The sequence below is a fragment of the Saccharothrix texasensis genome, assembly GCF_003752005.1.
Taxonomy (GTDB): Bacteria; Actinomycetota; Actinomycetes; order Mycobacteriales; family Pseudonocardiaceae; genus Actinosynnema; species Actinosynnema texasense.
Genome location: NZ_RJKM01000001.1, coordinates 500,541 through 520,998 on the forward strand (window position 1 = coordinate 500,541; position 20,458 = coordinate 520,998).

General features: G+C 71.2%; 18 protein-coding genes. 11 read left to right on the forward strand and 7 right to left on the reverse strand.

Annotated elements, in window-relative coordinates:
* Nucleotides 1-4: 4 nt before the first annotated feature.
* A complete protein-coding gene (locus EDD40_RS01965) occupies nt 5-1,990 on the reverse strand; it encodes an alpha-1,4-glucan--maltose-1-phosphate maltosyltransferase (protein ID WP_123741367.1) in 1,986 nt (661 codons plus the stop codon).
* Between the two features lie 293 nt (nt 1,991-2,283).
* Between EDD40_RS01965 and EDD40_RS01970 the strand changes: the two genes are divergently transcribed.
* From EDD40_RS01970 to EDD40_RS02015, 10 genes are all read left to right on the forward strand, one after another.
* Nucleotides 2,284-3,108 (forward strand): type 1 glutamine amidotransferase domain-containing protein, encoded by an 825-nt coding sequence (locus EDD40_RS01970; protein WP_123741368.1) that lies wholly within the window; start codon nt 2,284-2,286, stop codon nt 3,106-3,108.
* A gap of 121 nt (nt 3,109-3,229) precedes the next feature.
* Nucleotides 3,230-4,756, forward strand: coding sequence for a thiamine pyrophosphate-binding protein (locus EDD40_RS01975; protein ID WP_246037341.1), 1,527 nt, complete (start codon nt 3,230-3,232; stop codon nt 4,754-4,756).
* A gap of 16 nt (nt 4,757-4,772) precedes the next feature.
* A complete protein-coding gene (locus tag EDD40_RS01980) occupies nt 4,773-5,459 on the forward strand; it encodes a DJ-1/PfpI family protein (protein WP_123741370.1) in 687 nt (228 codons plus the stop codon).
* An 89-nt stretch (nt 5,460-5,548) separates the two neighbouring features.
* Nucleotides 5,549-7,375 (forward strand): AGE family epimerase/isomerase, encoded by a 1,827-nt coding sequence (locus tag EDD40_RS01985; RefSeq protein WP_236594998.1) that lies wholly within the window; start codon nt 5,549-5,551, stop codon nt 7,373-7,375.
* 3 nt (nt 7,376-7,378) lie between these two features.
* Entirely contained in the window at nt 7,379-9,427 is a 2,049-nt protein-coding gene (gene glgX / locus EDD40_RS01990; protein ID WP_123741372.1) for a glycogen debranching protein GlgX, read from the forward strand.
* Between the two features lie 6 nt (nt 9,428-9,433).
* Complete coding sequence (locus EDD40_RS01995) at nt 9,434-9,754, forward strand: STAS domain-containing protein (RefSeq protein ID WP_123741373.1); 321 nt, start codon at nt 9,434-9,436, stop codon at nt 9,752-9,754.
* Complete coding sequence (locus tag EDD40_RS02000) at nt 9,751-10,206, forward strand: ATP-binding protein (protein WP_123741374.1); 456 nt, start codon at nt 9,751-9,753, stop codon at nt 10,204-10,206. The genes EDD40_RS01995 and EDD40_RS02000 overlap by 4 nt, the downstream gene beginning before the upstream one ends.
* Nucleotides 10,166-11,359 carry a PP2C family protein-serine/threonine phosphatase gene (locus EDD40_RS02005; protein ID WP_123741375.1) on the forward strand — a complete coding sequence of 398 codons (1,194 nt, stop codon included), beginning with the start codon at nt 10,166-10,168 and terminating at the stop codon, nt 11,357-11,359. The genes EDD40_RS02000 and EDD40_RS02005 overlap by 41 nt, the downstream gene beginning before the upstream one ends.
* A gap of 187 nt (nt 11,360-11,546) precedes the next feature.
* Nucleotides 11,547-11,975, forward strand: a complete 429-nt coding sequence (locus EDD40_RS02010; RefSeq protein WP_170184916.1) for a GlcG/HbpS family heme-binding protein — start codon at nt 11,547-11,549, stop codon at nt 11,973-11,975.
* Between the two features lie 166 nt (nt 11,976-12,141).
* Complete coding sequence (locus EDD40_RS02015) at nt 12,142-13,392, forward strand: MFS transporter (RefSeq protein WP_123741377.1); 1,251 nt, start codon at nt 12,142-12,144, stop codon at nt 13,390-13,392.
* Nucleotides 13,393-13,919: 527 nt separating this feature from the next.
* Here EDD40_RS02015 and EDD40_RS02020 read toward each other — a convergent pair.
* Nucleotides 13,920-14,705, reverse strand: a complete 786-nt coding sequence (locus EDD40_RS02020) for an oxidoreductase (protein WP_123741378.1) — start codon at nt 14,703-14,705, stop codon at nt 13,920-13,922.
* 201 nt (nt 14,706-14,906) lie between these two features.
* Here EDD40_RS02020 and EDD40_RS02025 point away from each other — a divergent pair, with 201 nt between their 5' ends.
* Nucleotides 14,907-15,506, forward strand: coding sequence for a TetR/AcrR family transcriptional regulator (locus tag EDD40_RS02025; protein WP_123741379.1), 600 nt, complete (start codon nt 14,907-14,909; stop codon nt 15,504-15,506).
* Here the strand turns inward: EDD40_RS02025 and EDD40_RS02030 are convergent.
* From EDD40_RS02030 to EDD40_RS02050, 5 genes are all read right to left on the reverse strand, one after another.
* Nucleotides 15,503-17,200, reverse strand: a complete 1,698-nt coding sequence (locus EDD40_RS02030; RefSeq protein ID WP_123741380.1) for an FAD-binding oxidoreductase — start codon at nt 17,198-17,200, stop codon at nt 15,503-15,505. The two genes, EDD40_RS02025 and EDD40_RS02030, sit on opposite strands and share 4 nt — an antisense overlap.
* A gap of 20 nt (nt 17,201-17,220) precedes the next feature.
* Nucleotides 17,221-17,658 carry a nuclear transport factor 2 family protein gene (locus EDD40_RS02035; RefSeq protein WP_123741381.1) on the reverse strand — a complete coding sequence of 146 codons (438 nt, stop codon included), beginning with the start codon at nt 17,656-17,658 and terminating at the stop codon, nt 17,221-17,223.
* 67 nt (nt 17,659-17,725) lie between these two features.
* Nucleotides 17,726-18,418 (reverse strand): EthD domain-containing protein, encoded by a 693-nt coding sequence (locus EDD40_RS02040; RefSeq protein ID WP_123741382.1) that lies wholly within the window; start codon nt 18,416-18,418, stop codon nt 17,726-17,728.
* A gap of 10 nt (nt 18,419-18,428) precedes the next feature.
* Complete coding sequence (locus EDD40_RS02045) at nt 18,429-18,737, reverse strand: muconolactone Delta-isomerase family protein (protein WP_077008801.1); 309 nt, start codon at nt 18,735-18,737, stop codon at nt 18,429-18,431.
* A gap of 43 nt (nt 18,738-18,780) precedes the next feature.
* Entirely contained in the window at nt 18,781-20,226 is a 1,446-nt protein-coding gene (locus EDD40_RS02050; protein WP_123741383.1) for an ankyrin repeat domain-containing protein, read from the reverse strand.
* Nucleotides 20,227-20,458 lie beyond the last annotated feature (232 nt).

Sequence of the window (20,458 nt, forward strand, 5' to 3'; positions counted from 1 at the left end):
GGGGTCACGCTCCTTCGGTGCGACGCGCGGGGTGACCGACGTCGACGATGTGGGCCACGGCTGCGGCGGGGTCGAGCCGGACGTAGTTCTCCCGGCCCCAGCGCCAGGTCTGCCCGGTCACCTCGTCGTGCGCGGTGAACTGCTCTTCGAGCCCGAGGGCGGCCAGGTCGAGCCGCAACGTGCCCTCTTGGGGTTCGTGCGGGTCGAGGGTCACGACGCACACCACGGTGTCGCCGGAGGCGGGGTCGGTCTTGGAGTAGGCGATCAGGGCGTCGTTGTCGATGTCGTGGAAGCGCAGCTCGCGCAGTTGGCGCAGCGCGGGGTGGGCGCGGCGCAGCTCGTTGAGCCTGGTCAGCCACGGCTCCAGGGAGCGGCCCTGGCGGAGGGCGCCCTCGAAGTCGCGGGGGCGCAGCTCGTACTTCTCGGAGTCGAGGAACTCCTCGCCGCCCTCGCGCAGCGGCTCGTGCTCGTGCAGCTCGAAACCGGAGTAGACGCCCCACGTCGGCGCGAGGGTCGCGGCCAGGGTCGCGCGCAGCGCGGACATCGCGGGCAGACCGAGTTGAAGGCTCGTCGGCAGGATGTCCGGTGTGGTCACGAACAGGTTGGGGCGGGCCTCGTGGCCGTGCGCGGCGATCTCGGCGCCGAACTCGGTCAGCTCGGCCTTGGTGTCGCGCCAGGTGAAGTAGGTGTAGCTCTGGTCGAAGCCGAGCCGCGCCAACCCGTACAGCCGCGCGGGCCGGGTGAACGCCTCGGCCAGGAACAGCACGTCCGGGTGCTGGTGCTTGACCCGCCAGATCAGCCAGTGCCAGAAGTCCGGCGGCTTGGTGTGCGGGTTGTCGACCCGGAAGATCTTCACGCCGTGCTCGACCCAGTGCAGCACGACCCGCAGGACCTCGGCGCGCAGCCCTTCGGGGTCGTTGTCGAAGTTGAGGGGGTAGATGTCCTGGTACTTCTTGGGCGGGTTCTCCGCGTAGGCGATGGTGCCGTCGGCGAGGGTGGTGAACCACTCGGGGTGCTCGGCGACCCACGGGTGGTCCGGCGCGCACTGCAGGGCCAGGTCCAGCGCGACCTCCAGGCCGAGCTGCTGCGCCCGGTCCACGAACGCCTTGAAGTCGACCAGCGTGCCGAGGTCGGGGTGCACCGCGTCGTGGCCGCCGTGGCGCGAGCCGATCGCCCACGGCGAGCCGACGTCGCCGGGTCCGGCGGTCAGGGTGTTGTTGCGGCCCTTGCGGTTGACCTCGCCGATCGGGTGGATCGGCGGCAGGTAGACCACGTCGAACCCCATCCGGGCGATGCGGTCCAACGCGTCGGCGGCGGTGGCGAGGGTGCCGTGCACGGGCTCGCCGTCCGCGTCCCGGCCACCGGTGGAGCGGGGGAAGAACTCGTACCAGGAGCCGAACACCGCGCGGGTCCGGTCCACCCACAGCTCGTGCGTCTCGCCGCGGCTGACCAGGTCGCGCACCGGGTGCTCGCGCATCGCCCGCGCCACCCCGTCCGCCAGGGCCGCCGCCACCCGCCTGCCGGGCGGGAACGACGGGTCGGCGAGCACGCGCGCCGCGTCGAGCAGCGCGGCGCGCTCCTCGCGGGGCCGCTTCACCAGCGTCGCCCGCCGCAGCAGGTCCACGCCCGCGGCCAGGTCGTTCGCCAGCTCCGCCGCGCCCTGGCCCGCGTCCAGCTTGGCCCGCACCGCGTGCGTCCAGGTGGCCCACGGGTCCGACCACGCGTCCACGCGGAAGGTCCACGCGCCGGGCGCGTCCGGCGCTATCGTCACCGCCCAGCGGTCCGCGCCCGGGTCGACCAGCGCCATGCGCGACCGCCGCGCCGCCCGGTCACCCGGCCCTCGCCACACCACGGTCGCGCCCGCCGCGTCGTGCCCCTCACGCCAGATCGCCGCGGTGACCGGCACGTGCTCTCCCACCACTGCTTTCGCGGGATAGCGTCCTGCGGCGACCACCGGCATCACATCTTCGACATAGATTCGGCCGGACATTGCTGCCGTCCTTTCTCGTGGATCAAACAAAAGGATGCCGCACCGCCCCACCGGCGATAAGCTCCGCTCGATCGGTTCGGAAAGTTCGTGACCAGCGACTACGTCGTTGTCCAGTGGTGAGCTGACGAAGTGCGCGCGCGCCGTCCGGCCGGGGTTTCGCGTTAACTTCCGGGCCTACTTCACGGAGTGCCGCCGCAGGTCAGCCGACGTCTTGTTGCGATCGGGGCGCGCTGGTCAACTTGCTCCCGGCGGACGAATTCACCACGCCTGCCGACACCAGCGACGGAGAAACGATGACGAAGAAGATTCTGATCGTCCTCTCGGAATACGGCTACTGGGGCGAGGAACTGCTCGGCCCGGTCGCCACGTTCGACGAGCGGGGCTACCAGTCGGTCTTCGCGACGCCCACGGGCGCGCGGGCCCGCGCTCTGCCGCCGAGCCTGGACCCCGGCTACATCGACCCGCCCCTGGGCCGGTCGGTGACCACGCCGGAGGTCGCGGTCGCGGCCAAGGAGCTGGACGAGTCGTCCCGGCTCGACAACCCCATCAGCCTGGCCGAGTGGATCCCGGACCGCCCGTACTTCAGCGAGCCGGACTTCCTGCGCAAGATCGAGGCCTACAACCGCGAGCTGGGCAACCTCGACGACGACATCAGGCAGTTCGACGCGCTGGTGATCGTCGGCGGCTCCGGCCCCATCGTGGACCTGGCCAACAACGAGCGCCTGCACGAGCTGATCCTCGCGTTCGTGCGCGCCGACAAGCCCATCGTCGGCGAGTGCTACGGCGTCGCGCCGCTGGCCTTCGCCCGCGACTGGGAGGACCGCAAGTCGATCATCTGGGGCAAGCACGTCACCGGCCACTGCAAGGAGTACGACTACAAGGACGGCACCGGCTTCATCGGCGTCGACTTCAACATGGGGCCGCCGCCGTACCCGCTGGAGTACATCCTCCGCGACGCCACCGGGCCGGACGGCGCCTACCACGGAAACGTGGGCAAGGAGGTGTCGGTGATCGTGGACTACCCGTTCATCACCGCCCGCTCCACGCCGGACTCGTTCCCCGCCGGCCAGAAGCTCGTCGAAGTCCTCGAATCGGGTCTGCGCCGATCCGGTTGGTGACCCGCCAGCCACTTATGAACCGGGAAGGAAATCGGTCATGACCGCAAGGCCGGGAAAGGTAGCCATCTTCGAGCAGTTCGTCGCCGATGGCTTTACCCGGATGTTCGGAAATCCGGGAACCGTGGAAGAGGGTTTCCTGGACATCCTGGAAGGCGTGCCGGGCTTCGAGTACGTGCTGGCGTTGCAGGAGACCGTCGCGATCGCGATGGCCGACGGCTACGCCAGGGCTACGGCGGGTCCCGCACTGGTCCAGCTGCACACCGGGGTGGGGCTCGGCAACGGCATCGGCATGTTGTACCAGGCCATGCGCGGTCATTCACCGCTGGTGGTCATCGCGGGCGAGGCCGGCGTGCAGTACGACGCGATGGACTCGCAGATGGCCACCGACCTCGTCGCGATGGCGAAGCCGGTGACCAAGTGGGCCACCAGGGTCACGCACCCGTCGTCGCTGCTGCGCACCCTGCGCCGCGCGGTGAAGACCGCCATGACCGCCCCGCGCGGCCCGGTCTTCGTCGCGCTGCCGATGGACGTGCTCGACGCGGAGAACACCGAGGAGGCACGTCCCAGCACCATCCCCAGCCAGGCGGTCGTCCCTGTCCCTCAGGACCTGGACAGGGCGGCCGCCGCGCTGACCGGCGCGTACCACCCCGTGATCCTCATGGGTGACGGCGTGTCGGTCTCCGGCGCCCAGAGCGAGCTGACCCGCGTCGCGGAGCTGCTCGACGCGTCGGTGTGGGGCCTGGACTCCTCCGAGCTCAACATGGACAACACCCACCCGCTGTGGCAGGGGCAGCTGGGGCACATGTTCGGCGCCAACAGCGAGCGGCAGGTCGCCGACGCCGACGCCGTGCTGATCGTCGGCACCTACGTGTTCCCCGAGGTGTTCCCCAGCCTGCACAACCCGTTCCGGGCCGACGCCAAGATCGTCCACATCGACCTGGACACCTACGAGATCGCCAAGAACCACCCGGTGGACGTGGCCCTGGCCGCCGATCCCAAGCACACCCTGGCGGTCCTGGCCGAACGGCTCTTCGACGCGGGCCGCAGGCCGACCGCGCGCTCCTCCGCCCTGTGGCGCAGGCCGCGGCCGGGGCCCAACGCGCCGATGATGGAGCTGTTCGCGGTCGAGCTCGCCGAGCAGGGCGGCAGCGACCTGGTCATCTTCGACGAGGCGCTCACCGCCTCGCCGGGGCTGACCAAGTACCTGCCGCCGAGGGTGGCCGGCAACTACTTCTCCACCCGCGGCGGCTCGCTGGGCATCGGCATCCCCGGCGCCATCGGCGCCAAGATGGCCAGGCCGGACGCCGAGGTCATCGGCTTCACCGGCGACGGCGGCAGCATGTACACCATCCAGGCGCTGTGGACCGCGGCCCGGGAAGGCGTCAACGCCAAGTTCGTCATCTGCAACAACCACCGCTACGAGCTGCTGGACCTCAACATCGAGCAGTACTGGCGCGAGCGCGGCATCGACCGGCACGAGTACCCGTCCGGGTTCGACCTGGGCAAGCCGGAGATCGGGTTCGTCGAGCTGGCCCGCGCCCTGGGCGTGGACGGCATGCGGGTGGAGAAGCCGAGCCAGGTGGCGGGCGCGGTGCGGCGCATGCTCACCGCCACCGGTCCGTTCCTGATCGACCTGGTCACCAAGTAGCGGGGGAGCGCGACCGATGCCGACCCTTCCCCGTCGCGAGAACGGCCAGCTGTCCGGCCGGACCATCGCGATCCTGATGGAGACCGACTACGTCGAACCGGAGATCGCCTACTACGAGCGGAGGTTCGCCGAGGAGGGCGCGACGATCGAGTACCTGACCCGGCTGTGGGGCCAGGAGTCGATCACCTTCACCGGCCACGAGTACCAGGTGCCGATGACCGTCAGCGGCGACCTGGAGGCGGTGGACGACGCCCGGCTGAAGAGCTACGACGCGATCATCGTGCCCTCGGGGATGGTGTCGGACCGGTTGCGCTACAGCGAGGACGTCACCACCAACGCGCCGGCGGTGCGGCTGCTGGAACGCGCGTTCGCCACGCCGGGCGTGCTCAAGGGGATCATCTGCCACGGCATGTGGCTGGTGGCGCCGATCCCCGAGGTGGTGGCGGGTCGCCGGGTCACCTGCCACAACAACCTGATCGGGGACGTGCGCAACATGGGCGCGGTCTACACCGACCAGGACGTGGTGGTGGACGGCGACCTCGTCACCGGCCGGAGCGCCGACGCCGCGCACCTGTTCGCGCGCACCCTGATCGACCTGATCGCGGCCCGCACCCCGGTCGGCAGCATGCGCAGCCGGCAGCGCATGTTGCGGGGGATCGGGATGGCGCCCTCGCCCCGCCACGCCGCAGAAGACCGCGTGTAGCGGGGAAGCGCCGGTGGACCTCCTGGTTCGTCCCCCGGGGTCCACCGGCGCTGCCCCCGAACCGATTCGAGCCGATTGGACTACGACCGATGGTCGCTGAAAATCCCATGGACTTCGTGTTCTCCGACCTGGTCGCCGGGTACGTGGTCGGGTACGACCCCACTCGGGGCGCGCTCGACCTGCGCACCAGCGACGGCCGGCCGGTGCGGGCGAAGATCACCCGAGACACCTACGCGGAGATGATCCGCAACCTCGGCGAGCGGCCCGTCGGCGTGTCGGAGCCGATGGTCGACCTGCTCCGGCCCGGACGGCACGTGTTCGTCCACGGCCTGTTCTACCCCGAGCGGGGCGCCACCACGTTCGACGCCAAGCGGGTCGTGCTGGTCGGGCCCGGCGAGAGCTACCGGTTCGAGGAGACCGACTGGTGGCCCCGGCAGCTCGCCGAGCTGGCCCGCTTCTACCGGCACGCCCAGTTCGGCTCCGCCGACCCGGTCGACTTCGCCGACTACCGCACGATCCTGCGCCTGGGCGGCGACAAGTCCGACGACCACGTCCAGGAGACCGACACCGTCTCCCGCCTGGTGTACGGCATGGCCAGCGCCTACATGCTCACCGGCGACGAGGACTTCCTCGGCGTCGCCGAGCGCGGCACCGAGTACCTGCGCGACAACATGCGGTTCGTGGACCGCGACGAGAACGTCGTGTACTGGTACCACGGCATCGACGTGCGCGACGGCATCCAGTCGCGGTGCTTCGCCTCGGAGTTCAGCGACGACTCGCAGTCCATCCCGGCCTACGAGCAGATCTACGCCCTGGTCGGGCCGACGCAGACGTACCGGATCACCGGCGACCCGCGGATCGCGTCCGACATCGACGGCACGCTGCGGCTGTTCGAGCGGTTCTTCAAGGACCCGGTGCGCGGCGGCTACTACTCGCACATCGACCCGATCCTGCTCAGCCCGCACCACGAGTCGCTCGGCCCGAACCGGTCGCGGAAGAACTGGAACTCCATCGGCGACCACGCCCCCGCGTACCTGATCAACCTCTACCTGGCCACCGGCGAGGAGCGGCACGCGCGGATGCTGGAGGAGACGTTCGACCTGATCGTCGACCACTTCCCGGACGCCACCAGCCCGTTCGTGCAGGAGCGGTTCCACGGCGACTGGACGCCCGACCGCACCCACGGCTGGCAGCAGGACCGCGCCGTGGTCGGCCACAACCTCAAGATCGCCTGGAACCTGACCAGGATGAACGCCATCAAGTCGAAGGACTCGTACTCGGTGCTGGCCGACCGGATCGCCAGGTCGCTGCCCGCGTACGGCGCCGACCGGCAGCGCGGAGGCTGGTACGACGTGGTGCAGCGGGTGCTGGGCGTCGGCCAGGACCGGCACCGGTTGGTGTGGCACGACCGCAAGGCCTGGTGGCAGCAGGAGCAGGCGATCCTGGCCTACCTGATCCTCGCCGGCACCACCGGCGACCCCGAGTTCCTCAAGCAGGGCCGCGAGGCGCAGGCGTTCTACAACGCGTTCTTCCTCGACCACGACGAGGGCGGCGTCTACTTCAACGTCCTCGCCGACGGCCACCCGTACCTGCTGGGCACCGAGCGGCTCAAGGGCAGCCACTCGATGTCGATGTACCACGCGGCGGAGCTGGCGTTCCTGTCCACCGTCTACGGGCGGCTGCTGCTCGGCGGCGGGCCGCTGTCGCTGTGGTTCAAACCGCGCGCCGACGGGTTCAAGGACCGCGTGCTGCGGGTCGCGCCGGACGCGCTGCCCCCGGGTTCGGCCCGGCTGGAGTGGGTGGAGGTCGACGGGCGGCCCTACGCCGACTTCGACCCGGTCGCGATGACGGTCAACCTGCCCGACTCCGACCACGACCTCACCGTGCGGGCGCACCTGGCGCCCGCCGAGGGGTGAGCGGTGACCGCGGACCTGTCCACCCGGTGGATCGCCGGCTTCGAGGTGCGCGCCGGGCGGCAGCTGCCGTTCGGCGCGACCCCCGTGCCCGGCGGCGTGAACTTCGCGGTGTCGTCGAACCACGCCACCGCGGTGACCCTGGTGCTGTTCCGGCGCGGCTCGGCCGACGTGCTGGCCGAGCTGCCGTTCCCGGAGGACTTCCGGGTCGGCGGGGCGTGGGCGATGACCGTGCTCGGCGTGGACGCCGACGACGTCGACTACGGCTACCGGGTGGACGGGCCGTTCGACCCGGACGCCGGGCACCGGTTCGACCCGGCGGTGGTGATCGCCGACCCGTACGCGAAGGCGCTGGCGGGCGCCGAGGAGTGGGGCGTGCGGCCGGTGCGGTACGCGCAGACCGCGTGGCGCTCCCGCGTCGTGCGTGACGACTTCGACTGGGAGGACGACCGGCGTCCCGGCATCGCGCAGGAGGACCTGGTCGTCTACGAGGCGCACGTGCGCGGCTTCACCCGGCACCCGAACTCGGGGGTCGCGCGGCCCGGCACGTACGCGGGCCTGGTGGAGAAGATCCCGTACCTCAAGCGGCTGGGCGTCAACTGCGTCGAGCTGATGCCGGTGTTCGAGTTCGACGAGTTCACCAACTCCCGGCACGACCCCGAGACCGACACCTGGTGGTACAACTACTGGGGCTACAGCACCGTGGGCTTCTTCGCCCCCAAGGCTTCCTTCGCCGCCGGGCCGTCCGCTGTGGACGAGCTGAAGACGCTGGTCAAGGAGCTGCACCGGGCCGGGATCGAGGTCGTGCTCGACGTGGTGTTCAACCACACCGCCGAGGGCAACGAGTGGGGGCCGACGATCTCGTTCCGCGGGCTGGACAACCGCACGTTCTACATGCTCACCCCGGACGGCGAGTACCACAACTTCAGCGGCACCGGCAACACGGTCAACTGCAACGACCCGGTGGTGCGCGGGTTCCTGCTGGACTGCCTGCGCTACTGGGCGTCGGAGTTCCACGTCGACGGGTTCCGGTTCGACCTGGCCGCGATCCTGTCCCGCGGCCCCGACGGCTCGGTGCTGGCCAACCCGCCGCTGGTGGAGGCGCTGGCGGGCGACCCGGTGCTGCGCGACTGCAAGCTGATCGCCGAGGCGTGGGACGCCGCCGGCCTCTACCAGGTCGGCACCTTCCCGGGCTACCGGCGGTTCGCCGAGTGGAACGGCCGTTACCGCGACGCGCTGCGCCGGTTCATCAAGGGCGACGACGACGTGGTGGGGGAGATGGCCACCCGGTTCGTCGGCTCGCCCGACCTGTACGGCGACCGCGAGCCCGCCGCGTCGGTCAACTTCGTCACCTCGCACGACGGGTTCACCCTCGCCGACCTGGTCGCCTACAACGACAAGCACAACGAGGCCAACGGCGAGGACGGGCGCGACGGCGACCCCGCCAACAACTCGTGGAACAGCGGCGTCGAAGGGCCGACCGACGACCCGGAGGTCCTGGCGCTGCGCGACCGGCAGGTGCGCAACGCGCTGCTGCTCCTGCTCACCAGCCAGGGCGTGCCGATGCTGCTCTCCGGCGACGAGGTCGGCCGCACCCAGCACGGCAACAACAACGCCTACTGCCACGACAGCGAGCTGTCGTGGTTCGACTGGGACCTGGTCGAGCGCAACGAGGAGCTGTTCGAGTTCACCCGGCGGGTGATCGCGTTCCGCGCCGCGCACCCGGCGCTGCGCCGGCGCGGGCACCTGGCCGGCGGGCAGGACGTCACGTGGCACGGCGCCCGGGTCGGCGAACCCGACTGGTCGCCGGGGGGCAGGCTGCTCGCCGCGTCGGTGCGCTTCGGCGACGACCACGTGTACGTGGCCGCGAACGCGCACTGGGAGGGCGTGGAACTGGCGCTGCCGGAGGGGCACGACTGGCGCCTGTTCGCCGACACGGGCGCGGGCGTGGTGTCCGAACCGGGGCAGGAACCGCCGTTGGCCGACCGGTCGCGGCTGTGGGCGGGACCGCGGTCGGTGGTGGTGCTGACCTCCCGTCCGACGCTACAGGAGTGAGGGACGATGAGTTTCGAAGCCAAGAGCCACGTGTGGGACGGCATCGCCACGATCCGGTTGCGCGGCGAGCTGGAGTCCAAGTCCGCCGGCCAGCTCAACCGGGCGATCGAGGAGGTGGCCACCCAGGAGCTGCGCCGGCTGGTGCTGCTGATGGACCAGCTGACCTACCTGTCGTCGGCGGGGCTGCGCAGCCTGGTGTACGCGCACCAGAAGCTGGGCCGGGGCGTGGAGATCGTGCTGGTCGGCGCCCGGCCCGAGGTGGCCGAGACGATCCGGCTCACCGGGTTCGACCGCAGCGTGGTGATGCAGGAGCCGACCGGGGCATGACCGACGAGGCGTCCACCCCCGAGGGGGTGAGCTCGCGGGTCGCCGAGTTCGTGTGCGGCCTGGCCGAGTACGGCGGGCTGACCCGCGAGCAGGCGTACCGGTTGCGGCTCGCCACCGACGAGATCGCCACGAACGTCCTCCAGCACGGCTACCGCGGCCCGGGCCTGCTGGACCTGTGCGGCGGCGTCGAGCCCGACCGGGTGTGGGTGCGCACCGAGGACGAGGCGCCGCCGTTCGACCCGCGTGATCACGACCCGGGGCCGCTGCTGGCCCAGGACCCGATCACCCGCGCGGCCGGCGGCCTCGGCCTGGTGCTCGCGCTGGAGTCGCTGGACGAGTTCGAGTACGAGCGCGTCGGCGACCGCAACCGCATCACGATGGCCGTTCGGCGCGGTCGGAACGGAGGCGGCGGTGGTCCCGGCCACGGCGCTGGTGGTCGGGCGCACGGCTGACGTGCGGCCCGACCTCGTCCACGCCGTGCGCGGCGCGGGCCTGCGGGTGCGGTCGGTGGCCGCGGCGGACCTGGAGTCCGACCCGTCCCTGGCCGGCCGCCCGGACGTGGTGCTGCTGTCCGCGTCGCTGGGCCTGCGCCGCGTCGCGCTGCTGAGCGGGCGGCTGGCCGAGACCGGCGCCCGGCGCAGCGCGCTGGTGTTCGCAGACGGCGACCTGACCGCGTTGGAGACGTGCGTGCGCGCCGGGTTCGACTACCTCACGCCGCCGTACTCGTCCAGCCTGGTGCGCGGCCGGCTCACCGCCGCTTGGGAGCGGGGTGAGCTGGTCGGCGCGGTCGAGCTGCTGGCCGTCGAGTCGACGGTGCGCGAGTACGAGCGCGACCTGTCGCTGACGCACGACCTCCAGGCCGGTTTCCTGCCCGAGTCGCTGCCGCGCCCATCCGGCTGGGAGCTGGCCGCCCGGCTGCGGCCCGCGCGGTTGGTGTCGGGCGACTTCTACGACGCGTTCGAGCTGTCGGACGGCCGGCTGGGGTTCGTCGTGGCCGACGTGTGCGACAAGGGCTTGAGCGCGGCGTTGTTCGTGGCGCTCATCCGCACGCTCGTGCGGCACACCGCCGAGCGCTTCCCCGACGACCCGTGGCAGGACGGCGCCGGGCCGCTGGTGCACGCCGTCGTGGACACCAACCGCTACCTGGCGCGCAACCACCTGCGTCAGGGCTACTTCGCCACGATGTTCTTCGGCGTCCTCGACCCGAGGTCCGGCTCGCTCCTCTACATCAACTGCGGCCACCTCCCGCCGGAGCTGGCGCGCGCGGACGGCACCCGCGCCTCGCTGCCGCCGACCGGGCCCGCGATCGGGCTGCTGCCCGACAGCGAGTACCACCTGGGGCACGCCGTCCTGCTGCCCGGTGACGTGCTGCTCGCCTACACCGACGGCGTGGTGGAGGCCCGCGACCTCTACGGCGGGCAGTTCGGCCGGGAGGCGCTGATGGCGGCCGTCGTGCCCGGCCGTTCGGCGGCGGCCCTGCTCGACGGCGTGGACGAGGCCCTGCGCGGCCACGTGGACGGCGCCGAGCAGTCGGACGACATCACGATGCTCGCTCTGCGCAGGCAGGGCGTGCCGGACGACGCGGCGGGGCCGGCCGGATCGTGATGACGGGAACAAGGAGTACCCCCCTTGCCGGGACGAGCTGGCCTGTACTACGTTACGCTCATGATAGGGATGGTTCCCTGACCTCGATATGGTGACGCACGGACGACGCAACATGTTCTGTCCGGTGCGGCGCGTAGTCCTGGCTGAAGGCGTACCGGCGATCGAGAATCAGCGGAGTGGAGTGATTGTGAGTACTGCACCGACGATCTCTATCCGGAACGCCCGACGACTGGTCGACGCGGCGCTCGAGCACGCCGAGAACCTCGGCGTGAACGTCGGCGTCGCGGTGGTCGACCAAGGCGGCAACGTGAAGGCGTTGGCCCGCATGGACGGCGCGTCGTTCCTCCAGACGACGTTGGCCACGAGCAAGGCGGTCACCGCCGCCGGTCTCGGGCTGCCCACCGATGGCCTGGCCCAGTTCCTGTCGGGCAACCCGGTCCTGTTGGCCGGTCTGTCCACCCAGCCCGGGATCGCCGTGGTCCCCGGCGGCGTGCCGATCGTGGTCGACGGCGTCGTCGTCGGCGCGGTCGGTGTCGCGGGAGGGCAGGGCGGCGAGGACGAGCCCATCGCCAACGCGGGCCTCGCGGCCCTCGTCGGCGACACGGTCGCCGGCTGAACGCTCGCGCGGGTGACGGCGGATAGCCGCTGATCGACGCGGGATCGGTCGCCCGCGACCCGCCGGGTCCGGACGTTCTCACCCGACGCGTCCGGACCCGGCGCGCGGCGGCCGAATGGCTGGCCGGATCGACGCTCCACAACCACATCAGCTGAGGAAGGTGCACATGAGTACGACCCTGCGATCAGGGCTAAGCCAGGCGCGCAGCAACTGGGCGATGCTCGCCTTGTTCCTGGGTGCGTTCGTCGTCGGGACCGCCGAACTCGTCGTCGTCGGCGTGCTGAACATCATCGTGAAGGACATGGGGGTGTCCATCAGCACGGCAGGCACCCTGGTGACGGCCTACTCGCTGGGCATCTCGATCGGTGGACCGGTCCTCGCGGCGCTCACCATCAAGTTCGGCCGCAGGTTCCTGCTGTGGCTGTCGTTCCTGGCCTACGTGCTGGGCAACGTCGCCGCGGCCTTCGCGGTCAACTTCGGCATGCTGGTCACCGCCCGCATCATCACCGGCGCGCTGCACGGCCTCTTCATGGGTGTCGCGTTCGCCGTGGCGGGCGCGCTGGTCCCGCCGGAGCGCATGGGTCGCGCCATCGCGGTCGTGTTCGGCGGCTTCGCCGTGTCCACCGCCCTCGGCCTGCCCCTGGGCAACCTGATCGGCCAGGGCTTCGGCTGGCAGGCGGCGTTCGGCGCGGTCATCATCCTCGGCGTCATCGCGCTGATCGCGGCCGTGGCCTTCATCCCGCAGGTGCCCAACGCGGGCACCGGTGGCATCGGGGCGCAGGCCAAGCACGCGTTGGCGCCCCGCGTCCTGGCCGTGCTCGCGGTCGGCTTCCTGCTGCTGGGCGGCCAGTACGCCGCGTTGACCTACATCACGCCGTTCCTGGAGCAGGTCACCGGCATCTCGGGCTCGCTGATCGGCGCGTTCCTGCTGGCGTACGGCATCGCCAACGCGATCGGCACGTTCGGCGGCGGCTGGGCCGCGGACCGCAACCCCAGCCGGACGCTGATCATCGCGAACATCGTGCTGATCCTGGCGCTGGGCGGGTTGTGGCTCATGGGCGACGCCCCGGTCATGGTCGCCATCGCCCTGTTCGTCTGGGGCGTCGTGGGCTTTGGCCTGGTGCCGTCGTTGCAGCACCGCGTGGTCACGCTCGCCGGACCGGGCCGGGACCTGGCCGCGACGCTGCCGCAGTCCGCGGTCACCGCGGGCATCGCGATCGGCGCCCTGGTCGGCGGTCTGGCCGTGGAGGCCTACGGCCCGCCCGCCGCGGTGATCACCGGTCTGATCGCGTTCGCCATCGCCCTCCCGGGCGTCTGGGCCATCTCGTTCCTCAAGGTGCCCGATTTCGGAGAGGTCGAGTCCTCGTCCACGGACGACGACACGACCGCTTCCTCAAGCGTGCCGGCGTCGAACTAACGCCCCCCGCACCGCCGGCCCGTCGAGGCCCGATCGCCACCCCCCGGGCGATCGGGCCTCGTTCTTGCCATGCCCCGGTGACGGCGCGGGGGAGACCCGGGCGCCGGCGGCCACACCCCGGGAAGAAGACCCCGACCAAGAGGCCCCACCGGCTGCTCGCGCGTCGGCGGTCGGCTGGTGGCGTGGACCGCCCCGGCCGAGCCGCTCCGCACCCCGCGACCCGGTGGTTCTCGCGCGTCCGCCCGCCCGCGTGCGGGGTTGCCGCGGCATCGACCCCGGGCGCCGCGGTCACAGGTGGCGGCGCACCGAGGTCATGGCCGCCACTGTGGACAGAGGACGACCGGGGCGACGTGGCCATCCCCGCACACCTGCCCTGTCCACCCGCCTTGCCGGACCCGCCTTGCCGGACCCGCCCTGCCGGACCGGCCGTAGCCGGCCGCGCCGGAGCCGCGCCAGCCCCGGGAACGCCGAAAGGGGCACGTCCGGGGGGTGAGACCCAACCCGGACGTGCCCCTTCCTCCTGCGGATCAGACCTCCGGCAGCGCGCCGCCGTCGATCACGTAGGCCGCGCCGACGATCCGGGACGCCCGGTCGGAGGCCAGGAACGCCACCAGCTCGGCGACGTCCTCGGGACGGCCGGGGCCGCCCAGCGGGATCGCCTCACCGGCGATGAGCATCTCCTTGGCCTCCTCGAAGCTCATGCCGGTGGCCGCGGCGATGCCGGTCATGACCGCCTCGGAGCTCGGGGTGAGGGTCAGGCCGGGCATCACGCTGTTGACCCGGACGCCCTTGGGCGCGACGTCCGTGGCCAGGCCCTTGGCGTAGTTCGCCATCGCGGCCTTGGCCGCGGTGTAGGGCAGCAGCGGGGCGATCGGGCGCCGCGCGGCGTTCGAGCCGATCTGGACGATCGCGCCGGAACCCTGCTTGATCATGTGCGGCAGCAGCGCGCGGTCCAGGCGCACGGCGGCGAGGAAGTTGAGGTTGAGCTCGTTGACCCACACCTCGTCCGGGATGGCCGTGGGGCCCTCCAGGTTCGGCAGCGCGCCGCCGCCGGCGTTGTTCACCAGGATGTCGATGCCGCCGAGGGCGTCGAGCACCTTCTCGGCCAGCTCCTCGGCGCCGGCCTGCGAGCTCAGGTCGGCGGTGATGACGCGGGCGCCCTCGGGGAGGTCCGAGACGGCGTTGCGGGCCGAGGCGACGACCGTGGCGCCCTCCTCGACGAACTTGCGGACCACGGCGGCACCGATGCCCTTGGTGCCACCGGTGACCAGTGCGCGCTTGCCGCGCAGCAGTCCTGAGCTGTTGGAAGACATCCCTTACACCCTTCTACCAATGCGGATCTTCTGGAAGCGCCGCGGCGATGACCGCCGGGCTGTGCTGCTCCGGTCGACCCCTACGTCGTTCCGATTGGGCACCGAGGAGGTGTCCTGGTCAGACCCTACAACGAAAGGGAACCATCCCTATCGTTTTCCTGACGTAGTACAGTCGAGTTCAACGGAGCAAAGGGGGGTGCCATGACCCGAACCGCCGCCGAGACCCGCGAGCACGTGCTGCAGGTGGCCCACGACCTCTTCTACTGGCACGGGATCCGAGCCACCGGCGTGGACAAGGTCGCCGCCGAGGCAGGCGTCGCGCCGACCACGCTCTACCGGTTGTTCGCCTCGAAGGACGACCTGGTCGCCGCGTACGTCGACCGCGTCGACCAGCAGACCAGGGAGTGGTTCCGGAAGGCGACCGAGGACGACGGGCGCGACGCGCACAGCCGCATCCTCGCCCTGTTCGACGCGGTGGCCGAGCACATCGAGCACGACTGCCGCGGCTGCGCGTTCATGATGGCGCTGGCCGAGTTCCCGAACCCGGACCTGCCGGCGCACCGCAACGCGGTGGCCGCCAAGACCTGGGTGCGGGCCACGCTGGGCGAGCTGACCGCCGCCCTGGCCGCCGACGCGGAGGTCGACGACCCGAGCGCGCTGGCCGACCAGCTCGCGCTGGTCATCGAGGGCGTCCACGCCTCGGCGCAGGCCCTCGGCTCGCACGGTCCGGCCCGGCAGGGCAGGCTGCTCGCCGAGCGCATCCTGCTGGCCTGCACCGGCCGGGCGCCGGTCGAGGTCTAGTACTTCACGACCTCGTAGCGGCCGGAGGCCACGGTCGTCACGTCCACCGAGGCCAGGAAGTCCTGGGTCTCGGGCGCGCCGAAGAACGCCTGGATGGTCGCGTCCGCGTCCTCCGCGTTCGACCAGTGCACGACGACGAGGTACTCGCCTTCGTCGCTGCGGGACGTCTCGCGCGAGACGAAGCCGGGCCGCAGCTCCATGTACTCGCGCTGCATCTTCAGGTTGCGCTGCTGGAACTCGGCGTCGGTGACGCCCGGGCGCAGCTTGAAGCGGATGGTCTCGACGGTGGCCGTCATCTGGTTCGCCTTTCGTCCGGCGGCCTCGTGCGCCGCCACGTCGATCTGGGGCACGGCGGTGAACACGCCCGCCGGGTCGAAGCGCCGCTTGAGCTCGACGAGCCGGTCGGCGTTCGGGCCGTAGCCGAGCAGGACCCGGTCCTGCTCGTCGGGGCCGAGGAAGTTCGGGTAGCCGCCCGGCAGCGCGTGCGGCGCGAGCTTCTCCGACAGCGACCGCGCCCACCGCTGGTGCGGCGCGGCGTCCTCGGTGGGCAGCCACTGCGCGGCGATCTCGACGAGCACGTGCTCGCGACGGGTCGCGAACGCCGACTCGGCGACCGGGACGCGGGTGGCCGCGCCGTGGAAGTGGTGCAGGAACATCGCGGAGAACGGCGAGGTCATCTGCGCCATGCCCTCGGCGATCACCGAGGCGATGTCGTCGGAGACCTCCGGCACCCAGCGGGTGCGCATCTCCACGTGCCTGCCGTCGACGATCGAGTCGGCGAACATGCCGTGCAGCTCCGGGAAGGTCATCTGGCGCACCTGCGACATGATCGGCGTGCCGAGCGACTCGAGCCGGGTGACGTGGCGCTGCCCGCCGCCCAGCGCGCCGACCCAGGTCGGCAGCATGAACAGCATCGGGGTGCCGTCCGGTCCGCCGAAGAAGCCGGACATGACGGTCAGCTCGTCGGGCGCCTCGGCGATCAGCTCGCGGTAGCCGCGCAGCACGCTCGCCGCCTCGGAGGCCGGGAACAGGATCAGGCCGGCCGCCAGCGACTGCAGGGCGTGCACCCGGTAGCGCAGGTTCGTCACGACGCCGAAGTTGCCGCCGCCGCCGCGCAGCGCCCAGAACAGGTCCGGGTTCTCCGAGCCGCTGGCGATGACGCGCCGGCCGTCGGGCAGCACGACCCTGGCGCTGATCAGGTTGTCGGCGGCCAGGCCGTGCTTGCCGAGCAGCAGGCCGTACCCGCCGCCCAGGGTGAGGCCCGCGATGCCGACCGCCTGCACGGTGCCGGTCACCGGCGCGAGGCCGTGCCGGCCCGCCGCGTCGGCCAGGTCGCCGGAGGTGGCGCCGCCCTGGACGTCCGCGGTGCCCAGGATCGGGTCGACGTTCACCCGCCGCAGCGCGGACATGTCGACGACGAGGCCGCCCTCGGCCATCGCCCGGCCGCCCCAGTCGTGGCCGCCGCCGCGCACCGACAGCCGAAGCCCGTGGTCGTGCGCCACCCGCACGGCCGTCTGCACGTCCTGCTCGTCGGCCGCGCGGACGATGAGCCCCGGCCGGCGGTCCACCGCGCCGTTCCAGACCCGGCGCGCGCCGTCGTACTGCTCGTCCGCGGGCACGAGAACACCGCCGCGCAACGACGAGCGCAGGTGGCGCGCGGCGGCGGACAGGTCCCCGGGAGTCGAGGAAGTCATGGGTTCGCTCCTGAACTCGGTCAGAGGTAGGTGATCCGGGCGAGGCCGAACTCCTCGGCCGCGATGATCGGGTCGAAGTACTCGTGGTACTCGTAGATCAGCCCCGCGTCGGTGAACTTGAAGATCGACAAGTAGTGGTTGCGGTAGCGCCTGCCGTTGGCGAACAGGCAGTCGCCGTCGAACCGGGCGAGCACCGTGTCGCCGTCCGCCCAGGTCTCGACCAGCGGGAACGTCCAGCTCTCGAACAGGTCCGGGGTCGCCTTCCAGCGGTCGTACACCGCGGTCTTGCCGATGAAGTGGGCGGGGAACATCCGGGTTCCGAAGGGGTAGAAGTGGTCTGCGCCCTCGGCCCACAGCTCGATCCACGCGTCGATGTCCTTCTCCTCCAGCAGGCGGAGGAAGTCGCGGACCGTCTCGGCGTTGCGTCGCTGGGCTTCCGGCGGTTGGGACCGGGCCATCTGGCTCTCCCTGTGTGGTCGGCGGACACGACCCCCGCCGCGGGGGTCGCGTCCGCGTCTGCGGGCCTCAGCGGGCCTGCGGGCCGATGATCCAGTGCTCGCGGGTGACCAGGCGGTGCACGTACCGCGTGTTCACGAACGCGTCGAAGTCCTCGGTCATCTGCTTGTACTCCGGGGACTCCAACGCCGTGCGCAGCTGGTCGACGTCGTCGAACCAGAGCTGGTAGGCGGCGTCCAGGGTGGGCTCGCCGATGCCGTACCAGCCGTCGACGGTGTGGCCCTGGATGTAGCGGCGCAGACCGGGCAGCTTCAGGCCGAGCTCACCGTGCTGGTGCAGGCTGTAGGCGCGGAAGTCCTCCAGGGACACGCCTTCCTTGCGCTTGACCAGGATCATCAGCTTGACCCAGTTCTGGCCCTTGTACAGCGCCGGGCCCGACTTCAGCTCGTGCGCGGTCGTGTCCAGCACCAGGGACTGCCAGAACGCGGCCCAGTTCGGCTCGTCCAGCCGGGCGCCCTGGAGGAACTCCTCGGTCTGCAGGGAGGCGATCTGCTCCTCGGGGCGCAGCCAGATCTCCGCGACGCCCTGCCACTTCGGGTCGCCGTTGCCCAGGTCGAAGTCGAACGTGGTGTCGATCATGTACTTGCGGATCTGGGGGATCTTCGAGGCGTACTGCACCGCGTGCACCTCGACCCAGTACCGCTGGAACTCCTCGACCGTCATGCCCGGCTTGGGCGCGGCGAAGATGAGCTGGTGGATCATCCTTCCCCCCTCAGACCTTGTAGCGCTTGATGACGTCTTCGGCGAACCCGAGGTAGTCGCGCAGCGGCCACACCTCTTCGAACTCCAGGTACTCCCGCATGGGCAGCCGGCCGAGCGCGGTGCGGTCCAGCTCCTCGGCGTTGGGCGCGTCGATGATGCCGATGACCCGCTTCTGCGCGGCCACCTTCCACAAGCCGACGGCGAACCCGGAGTCCAGGGTCTCCTGGGCGTGCTCCGCCTCCTCCTGCTCGATCTCCCACAGCTCGTCGAGCGTGATGCGACCCTCGTGGTTCCACTTCATCTGGACGTAGAACAGCATTGCGGTTTCCTCCATCCGACCGTCGGCTCGGCCGACGTGCCGCTCAGCCGACCTTCGCTCGGATCAGCTCGGTCAGGGGGTGGTCGGCGCCGAACTCCTCGACCGCCAGCGCCAGCGGGGTCTTGCCGTCGTGGCCGACCAGGTCCAGGCGCGCCCCGGCGTCGATGACGATGCGGGAGCACTCCTCGTACCCGTGCCACAGGGCGTCGTGCAGCGGCGTGTAGCCGTTGGTGGCGCCCTGGAAGTCGAGGTCGACGCCGGGCCAGTTGGCGATCAGCCGGGTCAGGTCGACGTGTCCGTTGTAGACGGACTTGTGCAGCGGCACCGCGCCGAACGTGGGCTCGCTGGCGTTGACGTCCGCGCCCGCCTCCAGCAGCAGCCGGGCGATCTCGGTGTGCCCGTCGCGCGAGGCCACCAGCAGCGGCGTGTGCGCGTCGTTGAAGCCGTTGACGATCGGGAACCGCTCGTCGACCTCGGCGCCGTCGCCCAGCAGCTTGCGCACGCCGTCGACGTCGCCCTGGGTCACCGCGGCCATCAGCAGCTGGTCGGCCGCACGGCGCTCGTCGGCCGCCTGGCGCTCCTGGATGTACTGGTGCGCCAGCAGGATCTTGTCCTTGCCCATCGTGTTGACGTTGAGCTCGTACTCGAAGTGCTGCTGCAACGAGAAGCCGTAGTGGGTGCCCAGGTTCAGCCCGGCGCCGCGGTCGAGCAGGTACTTGGCGATCTCCGGGTTCTTGAACCACACCGCGTCCATCAACGGCGTGTGGCCGGTGTTCGGCGTGACGGCGTCGACGAACGCGCCCGCCTCGACCAGCGCCCGCACCACGGCCAGGTCACCGCCCTGGCAGGCCTTGTGCAGCGCGGTCGCGCCGCCGCCGCTGTCCACCGCGTTCACGTCGGCGCCCGCCGCGATGAGCTGGCGGGTCAGGTCGGCGTCCGCCCGCCCGGCCGCGATCAGCAGCGGAGTCAGGCCGCTCTCGGGGTCGCGGTGGTTGACGTCGGCGCCGAAGCGCAGCAGCTCCGCCACCGTCTCCCGGTCGCCGGCCCAGCACGCCCGCACCAGCCGCTCCTCGCGGTCGGCGTTGAAGGCGGCCACCTCGCTGTTGGGGTCGAAGTAGACCTTCCAGGTCACGATCCGGCCCCGCTCGTCGACGACGAGCTTGTGCACGTCCTCGATCTCGAACTCCTGGCGGGTGCGGGTGTGCGCGGCCCGGGTGTAGATCACCGCGTAGGCGGTGTCGCCCTCGGCCCGCAGGTCGCGCACCGCGTAGTCCAGGATCTCCGTCGTGTCGCCGCGCACCGCGAACGCCGCTTTGACCGCGTCGATGCCCAGGTGCCGGCCGAGGTAGGGGATGACCTCGTTCCACCGGTCCACCGGCAGTTCGAAGTCGATGTCGTGCGCCAGGGCCGACAGCGCCGACCCCAGATCGCCCCGCTCCAGGTCGGCGAAGTACTTCTCCACCACCTCGCGGGTCCGCTCACTGCTCATCGCACATCCTCGCTGGTTGTGTTCCGCTTTCCACGCGGCCGGCGTCGCCGAATGACGAAGTGCCTTGTCAGGCGTGCCGCGGTAGTGGCCGGGCCGCCGATTCAGTAGTTCACGGGACATCACCGGCGGCAAGCCGTCCAGACCGCTGTGGCGGGACTGCGTGATGTTCCCCGACCTAGCTCACGAAGTGCCCTCCGGCAATTCCATCCGCCTTGTCGCACGACCTGTCACG